Origin of the sequence: Nonomuraea pusilla (assembly GCF_900109355.1) — a bacterium.
In the GTDB taxonomy this organism is placed as follows: domain Bacteria; phylum Actinomycetota; class Actinomycetes; order Streptosporangiales; family Streptosporangiaceae; genus Nonomuraea; species Nonomuraea pusilla.
The window spans coordinates 219,026-230,681 of the sequence record NZ_FOBF01000015.1 but is presented as its reverse complement, the minus strand read 5'-3'; the positions used below and the strand labels follow the sequence as shown (position 1 = coordinate 230,681).

Here is an 11,656-nt window from a genome sequence, read left to right as displayed (position 1 = left end):
CCACTGCATGGGGCCCGCGCCGGCCCAGTGGTTGAGGCTGATCCACAGCGTGAACACCGTCGGCGCCACCATGACGGCGGCGTAGACGACCAGCGCCGGGTACACGAACGGGACGAACAGCCGCCGGCGTGACCGCTCCAGCGGCGACAGGCGCAGGCGCCGGCTGCGGCGGGAGGCGGTCTCCGGCACGGGGGAAGCGACTGCGGGCATGGTGGTCACGCTGACGCCTTTCTTCAGGGGGTCCGGGCCGGCCGTGACGGCCGGCCCGCCACCGGGGGTGCGGTCAGTTCTTCGAGCGCCAGTACGCCGCGGTCTGGCTGACCATCTTGTCGACGAACTCCCTGGCGCTGATCGTGCCGAAGACCAGCTGGTCGTCGAGCTCGTAGAACACCTTGGTGAGGTAGTCGGCCAGGCCGGTGGGGAAGCGGAAGGTGTTGATCTCGCCCCGTCGAAGACGTCCTTGACCGCCTGCAGCGGGCCCGGGGCGGGGCCCTCGGTCTCATCGACGCGCTGACCGCCACAGGGATTAAGACCTTCGCCGACAAGGGATACCAAGGCGCGGGCGGCAGCATCCGCACGCCGTTCAAAGGCCATCGTCTGCGGCCGCCCCTGTCGCGCCATCAGCGCTCGGTCAACCGCGCCCACGCTCGCATCCGCGCCTGCGGGGAACGCGCCGTTGCCACCTTGAAGACCTGGAAGGTCCTGACCCGGCTGCGCTGCTGCCCGCACCGCACCACCACGATCGTGCAGCCATCCTCGTCCTGCAGCTCATCGAAGAAGGTCGCTATTCAGGATGAAAAGTGCTCACTCGACAGTAGTTCACTCTCGGGTAGGACACAGCGCTGTGCAAGCTGCTGCTTACATGTCAGCGCCCTCCGTCTCACCCCCGAGTCGGTTTGCCCTATGATCACAGCGCGGTGGGTGTTGCTGTTGCGCAACACCCTCGGTTATGGCGCGACTGCTCCCAGACCCAAGGAGGCGGCTGCGGTACGGGGCTGATCGACAGCACACCCCAGGACCACGGCCCTCGAAGAGGTCAAAACCACCCTAGGGGCCGCAGTCTGGCCGCGGCTGGACTCACAGCAGCCAAGGGCGGCACCCTCGCTGTTCTTCCTAGAGACCTACACCACCGGCGTAATTAGCCCTCGGGCGGCGACAACACCCCGGTTGTCTGGGCCGTAGTAGCGGCACAATCCGCTACCTAGAAGCAGAACGTGCCCGACAGATGCTTGCCCAGCTTTGTGAACGCCCTTCGGCTCATATTCCTGCCGCTCGCTGCCAAGCGCTCATGAGCCGTAAGGGCAGCACCAACGCGTTGCCCTATCTAAGATTAAAACCTGTGCCGAAGCCAGATTTTCCCACGACCGAAATTATGTGCTCCCCCTCTACGTCAAGCCATTATCTATATTTTCTCGTATAGTGCCGAATCGGCGTGGCAAGGTATCCGTATGACGGAGCGCCATGCCCTTCTGATCGGCGTCCCCCGATGCGACGACTCGGCGTTCTCCGACATCGGCGACATCGTCAGAATGGACGTACGCGCCATGCGGCAGGCGCTCGACCAGTCCGGGTACGCCAACGTCGAGGTGTTCGGGGTGGAAGGGCTAGAAGAGCCCACCAGCAACCGCATCAGGAATCGCATCAAGCGTGCATGCGAGACGGTCCCTGACGGTGGCGTCTTGCTCCTGTACTTCTCTGGGCATGGCATAACCGTCAACGGCACCGACTACCTGGTCCCCAGCGACGCCGACCGCGACTTTGGGGCGGCCGCTCCCGCTGTCGAGGATCTCGTCCCAGTCATCCCTCAGCTACAGAATTGCCGCGCCAAGCTCGTCGTCTTCTTCGTTGACGCGTGTAGGGACGATCCCGCCCAGCCGCACGCAACCGGCGTGCACGGCGGCATGTTGCCCTTCCTGCATGGCGGCGACTTCATTGTGGTCACCGGTTGCAGGGCAGGGCAACGCTGCCTCTATGGGGAGTCCGGAAGCTATTTCTCCCAGGCGCTAGCCCAGACGCTCGACCGCCGCAATCCAGCGCGTACGTTGCAGCAGGTCTTGGATGATGTACAGCGGCAGATGGCCCGCAAATCCGGCATGGGCCATGACAACAACAGGCAGGAGCCCGAAGCGCACTTCGCGGGAACCACTTTGCCCGCGGCGGATGTAATGGTGTGCGACGGCGACGAGTTGACCGTCGCCTGGCGCAGGGCGGTGGAGTCGACGCGATTGTGGAACCGCGCGCACACGGACCTCCGTGATGTCTCTGCGGTCCGCGACGCAGTAAAGGACATCGTGGACAAGTGCGCGCGCCGGTGCGGCGAGGCCAGGACCGAACTAATGAAATGCGCCGGCATCAACGACCCGTGGACCGACCAGAACTATCCGGTCCGCGTCCTCGATCGGGTCCCGCTTCTGTTGGCGGAATCTGTGGAGCTATCGCTAGCCGAGGTTGCCATGCTGGTGTCCGCACCGTTCTTGCGCGAGCGCGTCATCGCGGAAGGGGTACGGCAGGCTGCGCGCATCGCCCCTACCGCCTTTGAGCGGACATACATCAGTGGCCCGCGCAGCGACCTCGAAGTGACCCATGAGATGCACCAGCATTTGGTGCAACGCGCTGAGGGATTGACAGCACGGGGCGAGAATGAGGCCAGGGACGCGCTGGCGATGTGGTTGGTCCACCAGTGGCTGGCGGCGGGATCGTCGCTCTGGCGTGGCCCCGACGCAAAACGGGCCTACCACGAAGCGGCTTCCCTGCTCGACGGTCTCTGCTCAGCCACCACATCAGGCGAACTGGTCAAACTGGTTGAGGCCATTGTGCGAACGGTCGGTGCCGACCCAGTAGACCACCAGGTGCAGGAACAGCTCGGGAAGGTCTACGTAGGCGATCGCTGGCGTGGGCTCTCAGTGGTGGCGTGGCTGGCTGGACTGCTGGCGGCCGACGCCCGTCGTATGCCCTCGGTCATCGCCGACCACCTCGGCACGCGACTCGAACTGCCGGTAGCGACCGTCAAGTTGGCGGCGGAGCGTCTCGACTGGAGACGATCCGAGGACCGGCTCGATCTGCACTTTATCTGCGATCATCCAGCGCTCCACCTAGCTATGCAGGACCTGGCCGACCGGGCGACCAAGGCGTTGGAAACCGCACGCGTGTGCCTCCCGATGGCGCAGGAAGTGGTCAAAGCGCTACCAGAACGGGTCACCGCCGAGGGCCTGCGGCCAGAGCAACGCGGTGAGGAGCCTGCCTACGCCACGCCGGTCACTACGTTCCGACTGGCGGAGGAAAAGGTCCGCGAACTGCTGATGGGGCGCCAGCTCTACGACGATCCGGCGATGGCCATCCGAGAGGTCTACCAAAACGCGCTGGATGCCTGTCGTTACCGACGCACCAGGATCGACTTCTTGCGCTCAAAGAAGGTGCCGTCGGGGGCTTGGCAGGGACGCATCATGTTCCACCAGGGCGTGGACGAGGGCCGCCCGTATATCGAGTGCAGTGACAATGGTGTCGGCATGGACCCTGAAACTCTTCTGCACGTATTCGCCAGCGCGGGAGAGCGCTTTGTGTATCGGCAGGATTACCGCGCAGAGCAGGCCGACTGGCAGAGCGTCGTCCCGCCTCTCAGAATGGTGTCCAACAGTCAGTTCGGGGTCGGGGTGTTCAGCTACTTCATGCTGGCCGACGAGCTCACCGTAGTCACCCGGCCGGTCGGAAGGAACGGGATCGTGTCGCAGCAGGCCTATCACGTGCATATTGCCAGCAGCGGCAGCCTGCTTCAGATCACCCCGTCAGCGTCGGGGATGCCGGAGGGCGGCACGATGGTGCGCCTTTATTTGACGGGTGACGAGGACATCTCGGTGCTGCGTACGTTGCGGCAGTTGTTGTGGGTGGCAGAGTACGCGGTCGAAGCAGCCGAAGACGGGGTAGGCGCTGAAACGTGGGAACCGGGGGAACTGCGCTACCAGGATGAGACGGTGAAGTCGCTGCGATACGGGCACGATCTTTGGTGGGTGTCGGGGGAAGGGGGATTGATGGCTGACGGCATCCGTACGAACGAGGAGATCTTCGGCCTGGTAGTGAATCTAAGGGACATGAGACGGCCCCAATTCAGTGTGAGCCGCAAGGAGTTGAGTAAGTGGGACAAGAAGTGGGTGGAGACAGAAATCGAGCGCTCGCTCCCCATCTTGATGTCCTGGCCAGGGCTCACACTGACGTGGTTATGGGAGGTGACAGAGTCGGCCCCGCATGTGGCCCAGCGTATCTTCGATCACATTGTCCGAACTGGTGGGCAACTTCCTGTAGGGGGCGCGCTGGCTGGTGGCGCTGTCGCCCGTTCACCGGCGCTGGGTTGCCTGCCAGGAGACGAACGGCTGCTCGACCCACTGCGCTCTGGAATGGTCCACGCCCGATGGTTTGCCGCATGGCGGGTCGGTGTGTGGGTTCGTCACACAGGCACTCGTCCCACCGGTACGCGTATCAAGGCGCCAACCGAGGATCCTACCGGCTTCCCTGTGGTGGGCCCCATTGACGCGGACCTGCTTACGCGGTTGGATGTGTTTCGCTCGGATGTCCCTCCTGGGATCCGTGAGCTCGTCGAAGCGCTCGCTGACGAGGATGAGGATGTCGCGACACGGATAAAGCGTCTACGGCGCTATGCGATTACGGGACTTAACATTACGGCGGCGCGTGATGTCCCGCCCGTCAAGCACATCTTCGATGACAAGAAACGTCCCCTGCTCTGGGCTTTAGCTGCCTGGTCTCCCTTGGGCGAACCTCCGCAACAGTACATCGCTCACCTACTAGCGAGGGCGTCCAATGAAATGGATCAGCCGCTCGGCCAGGTGCTTATCCGAGCGGCTGCCCTGGCACCTGAGAATTGGGCCCCACCAGAGCTGGAGCTCGGGCCGCTTGCCGACTACACCTGCACAGCGGCTGACACCCTGCTTACCTGGCGGCCCACTTGGCAGGAGTCAGAGGGCGACATGGCCCTGTCCCCCGCCCTGCTGGTCGAGATCGCCGCAGGCACGGGCAGAACCGTGGATCAGGCTCTACTCATGTGCGACAGACTCCGGCCACTGGGCGTTGAGGTCGCCGGACGCGGCCGCTACCCCGAGCAGCTGACTCTGCTGGAAGTCGAAGCGTTGCGCCTTGTGGAGTACGTGGGCCTGAAACTCGACCCACTACATCTCGTGGTGATCGCCGCCCGAGGAGGCACCACTGTGCACGAGGCGCACGCGAGACTGGCGAGGCTTGCTGAAACCGGTCTGTTGTCGTTGCCCGACCTCGCCGGGCTGCCCGATATCGCACCCGGCGAGGCTGAACTGGAGCTGATCGAAGGTGATTTGAGGCATGCCGGCAGGTATGGGCGCCTCGTGTTGTGCGAGAGCGCGTCGACGATCACAGAGCTGTTATGGGTTTTGTGCGGCCGGGGAAACAGGGAAGCGCGCCTGGTTGCGGCGGCTCGCTCGCTTGTGCCTTTCGTCAGGGCCGAGGCCATCACGTCCGTTCAGCTGTTCCGGGTGGCTTGGCTTCTCTACTGTTCTGTCGCCGAGACGCGCGAGCATGTGCTGTCCGTCTTTCCAGGGATCCGACTTCCTCCCGTGAAGTGTGAGGAGTCCATGCTGATCCCGACCGATGAGCTGGGCTACGCATTAGCAGGTGATCGATGGCCACGACGGCTGGAATCGGTCTGGCACCTGGCCCCCGGTGAGATTGTCTGGGGTGCACTTGACGCTGGTCAGACATTGGGCGAGTTTCTCAAGGCGCTGGTTCCCTATCAAGGGCTCGGCGCGCCTGTCCCCGTCCTGGACGAGGCGGCGATGGACAGTATGAACCACTACTACCCCGACGTCTACGATGCGTACCTGCTAGTCACGACCAGCGATGACCTCACTGAAGCTCCGACCCTTCGGAGGGTGACCGCGCTTGACCTGGTGCGGATCGCCGGACGGTATGGCTGGCCGGTTTCGAAGGCCGACGAGCGCCTACGCAGATTGGAACCGTTGGGACTGACGCTGGAGTACCCCGCCGGTGCTTGTCCTGACGTGCTCGTGCAATGGCAGGACCTTCTCGCGCTCACGGTGCATCTCGACGGCCATGCCCCCGCTATCGGTGTCACGGTTACCAGGCTTCACTTGGCCCAGGCAGCTGAGCAACTCGAAGAATCCCCTGCCCAGATCCGCGACCGCCTGCGTCCCTACACGGCCCTGTTCCGTATAGCCCTTCCAGAGGAGGAGTTTCTTGCCTGACATCGAAAGTCATCAACCCATCGACTACCAGCTCGCTGACCGCGGCCTGCAGGAGAAGGGGTTCATCGTAACCGAAGCGGCAGCAGGCGACTTGGAAGTCGTGGGAACGTGCCCAGCCTGTCTCGGCACGACTGCCTCCCCTTGGACGTACGGACTAGCGGGGGGCAAGGGCGTGTTCAAGCGTCAGGAGAAGGCCAAACCCCGCGGTCCGCGTACTGTTTACTGCGAGTGCGGATACATGCACCCGAACCGCCCGGACACCGCCTGGGATCTCGGCTGCGGTGCGTACTGGCAGGTGGAGCTGCCCTCGTGAGCGTCGACCTGTGGCGCTGGGCGCAGCGTGCCCAGCAGTTGCGTTTCGAGCAGCTGGAAATCGCCAGAAAGCAAGCAGAGAGCTGGAGAACCGGGCTTGCCGGAATCACGGCCCTCCTGGCGGCGGTGCTCGTCGTGAAAGGCAAGGAAACCGTTGATGCGTTGGCACACCCATTCGTCTGGCTTGTTCCGCTGTTCCTCGTCGTCGCACTGGGGCTGCTGATCTGGGCGACCCTGACTGCAGTGAGCGCCGCTTCCGGCTCCCCGTCGGACCAGACGTTGCTCACCGGTGAGGACCTGCGCGACTGGACGCGTGGTGAGGTCGAACGAGTCCAGGATGCTATCTCAAAAGCGCGGGTGCTTACCGTGTCCGGGGTAGCGGTGGTCGCACTTGCGCTCGGTATGTCATGGCTCGGTCCGAGGGCCACGCGTGACGCCTCGCTGGTCGTGGTGGAATCGGTCAGCGGCCACTTGTGTGGCTTGCTCGTTGACACCGCAGGTGGCGGTCTGATCATTAAGGCTGGTACAGGCCATCAGATCATCGCGTTGAAGGCCATTACGCGGATCAGGCCAGTGCCCGTCTGCCCCGCCTAAGGTATATGTGGCCATGGTTGCTTGGCGATATCACGATCGCGTCGCCTCCCAGATGCGCTGCATGGTCTCCCGGTCTTGTTCATGCACACACTTCGCGTACACGGGTGGAGCACTGCAACACTGAGGCTTTTTCATCCCTTGACGGCAGGGCGCTGGTCACAGCGTGATCGCGAGCTTGGCGATCGCCTGACGACGCAAGAAACCCCTGGTAGATGGATTGATCACCACAAGCAGATCCGTCACAACCAGGGGCCTCGGATGCTGTTCTATCGTGCTGCCGTCGATTTGTCGCGTTCAACGCTGAACTACGTTGCCGGAGTGATCCGCCGGCACCGTAAGGCGATCAAGTCGGCCTGGCGGCTGCTCAACCCGGGACAGCAGGCCCTGCTGGTGCTGGTTCACCTGCGCAAGGGCGAGACGTTCACTGAACTCGGGGCCGGGTTCGGTATCTCCACCGCGACCGCCTGGCGGTATGTCGAGGAGACCGTGATGCTGCTGTCGGCGCGTTCGCCCAAGCTCGGGCAGGCGCTGCGCAAGGCCCGCCGGGGTGGAGTGCATTACCTGGTGCTGGACGGCACTTTGATCCGCACCGACCGGGTCGCCGCCGACCGGCCGTACTTCTCCGGCAAGCACCGCGTGCACGGGATGAACATCCAGGTGGGCTGGCCGCCGCGCAGGACGAACCCGATGACCTCGCCGCTGTGGGGGCATCCGTACCGTCAGCGTGCCGGTGGGGTGGCGTTCGAGAGTCAGCCGGTCTGATCATCGGATCGGACCAATCGGCGTTCCCAGGCCAGGGCCGCGACCGCACCGATGGCATAGGCGACTAGGTCCCATGGGTCGGGGAACGCGCCGACCAGGACACCGCCGATGCCCGGCGGGGTCATGCCGACTATTTGGTAGAATTCGACGGCGGCGGCGATCGCGGCCGTGGCCAGGGTGCGGCGTGCGGCGGTGGTGCGCCACAGCAGCCCCAGGAACGCGTAGACCAGCATGGTGGCGCTGACGTCGCTCACGTAGCCGCGGATGAACGGTTGTCCCGGGCCCCGGTAGAAGAGGACGAACGCGCCGATGGCGAGGGCGACGCCACCCAGAAGGACCATGGCGCGGCGCATGAGATTGACATCTTCTCCGAATCTCAACGATCAGGACGAACCTGATCATAGAGCTCGTCGCCTATGGCGGCATGCTCATTGCGTCGGGTCGGCGACCGCGGTGGAGTGCCATGGCGACGGCATGCCAGCACGCTGGAACGTAGTGATGATCTATCCGAAATGAGACGCGACCAGGTGAAACAGGGGGTTACGGTGCGCTCAGCACCGTCTCGATGACCGCGCCATGGCCGATCCAGCCAGGCCTCGCGCCGCTTGATCTCATCGCCGATGCCCTCATCCCACATCCTCGCCCGGCCACCACCCCGCTCCTCGGCTCCGCCCCGGAGCACGATGTTGTCCGGCGTGTCATCCAAATGCCCAACCACTTCCGCCGGGTAGGTTCCACCTCACTCCGTCGAAACCACCCTGGCCTGTCCGCCCACCCGGACGCCGCATGACCGTCAGCCTGGAAATTCCAGGGCCGCCAGCCTGGATCATGCTGGCCGCTCACCTGGCGAAATTGCTGACCGTGCACAGACCATCCCCGCGGGCGCGGGGAGCACGATCTGGTCGCCGGCCCTCATGATGGTCCCGAGGAGCGCGCCATCCGGCGCGCCGAGCAGGTGTGCTCTCCGCGCACGTGGGGATGGTCCCGACCGCTACATCAAGGTGATGCGCGCCGAGGAACGCAAGCTGAGGAGGGCCCCGGGCTTGAATCGCGATCTGGACCCGGGGTTCTCTGCTGTCAGCTCCCGAAGGGGACCGACATGAACAAGTTCACCGCGTGAACATGTTCATCCATTTGGCACTCTACCTCGCGGCATAGGAGGGGGCGGTGCAACGGCCTGGCATACAGGTGTAGGGCTACTCTTGCAGGCCCGCTGCCGCTCTCGGGGCTATCGGTCATCGGTTGCGTCCCGTCGAGGCCTTCGGCGGCGGCCACTTGCGGGCTGCGCGATCTGATGGCTGATGCTCGTGTCTCTACCGCGGGTCGAGTACGCGCGTCATCCAGATCGAGTTACCGTGTTCGACGTCCTCGTCGATGCGGTCGCTTCGGTGGAAGCCGAGTTTCTCAAGGACGCGGAACGAGGGTGTGTTCCACTCCCGCACAGTGGCCCACAGGCGGCGACGCCCTGTTTGAATCGCGGCTTCCAAGACCGCACGGGCGGCTTCTGTCGCATAACCATGGCCGTGAGCTCGTTGTGCCAGCTCGTACGCGATCTCAGGTTCGTCGAACGATCCCTGGCCGACGGTCAATCCGCAATACCCGATGAACTCACCGGTGTCGCGCAGCTCTATGGCTAGCAACCCGAGCCCAGGAGCCGCCGTCAGCGGATTGTCAAGGAGCCAGCCGCGGACGTCCTCGACCGTCGGGCGTCCCTCGGCGTCGATCCGCCGGGCCGCCGGCACTCGCGGGTCCCGCTCAAGCCACAACCCGCGGAACTCCTCTGCATCCGACGGCACCCACCGTCGCAACCGCAGCCGCTCGGTCACCAGCTCCGCCGGCAGATCCTCATACGTCCTCATCCCGACCAACCTAACCCAAGGCTGGTCAACCTCGGACGGTGACGGGGCACGATACTGGTGAGCTCGCCTATTCAACTGTCGCGAGTCGTCGTTCCCATAGGGCCTCTTGATGACGTTCCGTGTTCCCCGCCGGCGTAGCGGCTCCAGCCTCCGCCGCCTTCTCCGGGGTCGATAAGGCATCGGCCGCGGCGCGGACCGTCAGCCCTTGCCCACTCGGCAGCAGCGTCACGACGGGCACGGCATCTCCCTGCCGCAGATAACAGGGCCGCTTCGCGTACGGCTGGCGGTAGGTCGCCGCAGGTCGTGATCAGCGGTGCCACAGGTAATAGAGAGTCATCTGCGTACTGCTCACACTGAGCTGCGACTACGCCCGGTCTGGCTTGCTTGGAGCGGCCCCGTCATCTGTGGCAAGGCCGTTGGCGCTGGTTCTCGGTCCGTTGCCCCCGACCCCCAAACCGGCATCGGCCGACGGTTGACCACCCCTGTTGGCTACAGAAAATTCTTCCACACTTGAACATACTCATCGATGTTCGCGATGCCCAGGAGTGAAAATACAGCTCCGGCGACACCGATCAAGGTTGTCCAGTACGTCGCATAAGAAATCTTTCCCCGCTTTACCTCACTGCGTAGCCGCTCGGAGATGGACTGCGCAATGATCATAGGGCCCAAGGTCAGGGCTAATCCCAGGACTGTTACGGGGATGAGGGAGCCGGACGGCACTTCATCATCGCCGTCAAATCCGAAGGCGTGCACGAGTTTCATGCATGTCGCCAGCCCGGCGGCCAATCCTAGGAAGCCCCAGATCGAATCCAGATGTTCGCTGGGTTCATGGCTGTTTCCGCTGTCGTCGCCCGCCACGTACACACCCCCGATGGCCAATTCTTCGAGGCGCCAAGTCTAGCCGTTTCGGTACTGGTGAGCTCGCCTATTCAACTGTCGCGAATTGTCGTTCCCATAGGGCCTCTTGATGATGTTCCGTGTTCCCCGCCGGCATGGCGGCTCCAGCCTCCGCCGCCTTCTCGTAGGAGGCGGACGGTGGTCTTGTCGTGGTAGCTGAGGGCGTCGGTGACGACGGGGCAGGCATTTCCAGGAGTTGTTGCCGGATGGCTGCCCCGCGGGCGGCGGTCGCCGGAATGCCGATCTCGTTGAGGATGGCGGATAGATGGTCGGGACGGCAGGGCTGGCCTGCTCGGCGGCCAGGGAACAGCGAGCGGGAGGCGCGGTTGGTAGCGGTGTTCATGTTGTTGCGTGCCGCAATGTAGTCCAGTAGCAGGGCGGCGACCGGCCCGGGGACGGGCGAGGGTGGTGCCGCGAGGCGCAGGAACACGTCTTCTCCATCGCGGAACAGGTCATCGACCGTGAGCTGGACGACCCGGGTGAGGGGTTGTGCGTGGAGGAGCACGGTGATGCCGGCGACCGCGTCCCGCGGCCTACGCTGAGGGCGCTGGCGTTCGCCTCCTCGTGGTCGCGAAGCATGCGCAAGACGGTGGCCGGGGAAGGGGGCCGGCCCTTCTTCTTGCCTTTGGTGATGACAAGGCGAGGGACGAGGTCGCGCAGGCTGAGGTTCTGGCCACGCAGGTGCAGGGCCATAGACAGCATGGCCTCGTCGGTCACAGCGGCGTCGCCGATGGCCGTCCCGGACGCGGGCCGACTCGTGGCTTTCCAGTGTGCGGTCGCGGATGTGCTCGCGTTCTATCCCCGACAGTGCAGTGAGCACGGTGAACACCACGCCGGACGCGTCGTGGGAGCCCTGCAGCACTCCGGTGAGGAATTCCGTGGATGCTGGCGGCGCAACTGCTCGGCCAGAGCGGCCGGGTCGAGGTCGCACCCGAGCCGCTTGTGCTCGTGCACCACGAGCGTGACCGCGACCCCGGCCGAGCGGAGTTC

At 64.3% G+C, this 11,656-nt stretch carries 7 protein-coding genes and 3 pseudogenes; 5 read left to right on the top strand and 5 right to left on the bottom strand.

The window, feature by feature from the left end; translation table 11 throughout:
- Positions 1-210 (bottom strand): annotated as a pseudogene (locus BMX74_RS28480) (hypothetical protein); the annotation flags it as partial.
- A 282-nt stretch (positions 211-492) separates the two neighbouring features.
- On the opposite strand from BMX74_RS28480, the pseudogene BMX74_RS28475 reads away from it, so the two are divergent.
- From BMX74_RS28475 to BMX74_RS28460, 5 genes and pseudogenes are all read left to right on the top strand, one after another.
- Positions 493-797: pseudogene (locus BMX74_RS28475) on the top strand (transposase family protein); the annotation flags it as partial.
- 651 nt (positions 798-1,448) lie between these two features.
- Positions 1,449-6,242, top strand: coding sequence for a caspase family protein (locus BMX74_RS28470; protein WP_091103775.1), 4,794 nt, complete (start codon positions 1,449-1,451; stop codon positions 6,240-6,242).
- Complete coding sequence (locus BMX74_RS43330; RefSeq protein ID WP_143078792.1) at positions 6,235-6,555, top strand: hypothetical protein; 321 nt, start codon at positions 6,235-6,237, stop codon at positions 6,553-6,555. The genes BMX74_RS28470 and BMX74_RS43330 overlap by 8 nt, the downstream gene beginning before the upstream one ends.
- Positions 6,552-7,148, top strand: a complete 597-nt coding sequence (locus BMX74_RS28465) for a hypothetical protein (RefSeq protein ID WP_055504747.1) — start codon at positions 6,552-6,554, stop codon at positions 7,146-7,148. The genes BMX74_RS43330 and BMX74_RS28465 overlap by 4 nt, the downstream gene beginning before the upstream one ends.
- Positions 7,149-7,406: 258 nt before the next feature.
- A pseudogene (locus BMX74_RS28460) lies at positions 7,407-7,808 on the top strand (transposase family protein); the annotation flags it as partial.
- Positions 7,809-7,897: 89 nt separating this feature from the next.
- Here BMX74_RS28460 and BMX74_RS28455 read toward each other — a convergent pair.
- The 4 genes from BMX74_RS28455 to BMX74_RS28440 form a co-directional block, all read right to left on the bottom strand.
- The gene (locus BMX74_RS28455) at positions 7,898-8,263 is read right to left on the bottom strand and encodes a DUF2809 domain-containing protein (protein ID WP_091103774.1); all 366 of its coding nucleotides are present in this window, start codon (positions 8,261-8,263) and stop codon (positions 7,898-7,900) included.
- A gap of 960 nt (positions 8,264-9,223) precedes the next feature.
- Entirely contained in the window at positions 9,224-9,769 is a 546-nt protein-coding gene (locus BMX74_RS28450; protein WP_055504750.1) for a GNAT family N-acetyltransferase, read from the bottom strand.
- 489 nt (positions 9,770-10,258) lie between these two features.
- Complete coding sequence (locus tag BMX74_RS28445; RefSeq protein WP_143078791.1) at positions 10,259-10,627, bottom strand: hypothetical protein; 369 nt, start codon at positions 10,625-10,627, stop codon at positions 10,259-10,261.
- Between the two features lie 67 nt (positions 10,628-10,694).
- Entirely contained in the window at positions 10,695-11,096 is a 402-nt protein-coding gene (locus tag BMX74_RS28440) for a hypothetical protein (RefSeq protein ID WP_218154090.1), read from the bottom strand.
- Positions 11,097-11,656: the final 560 nt, after the last annotated feature.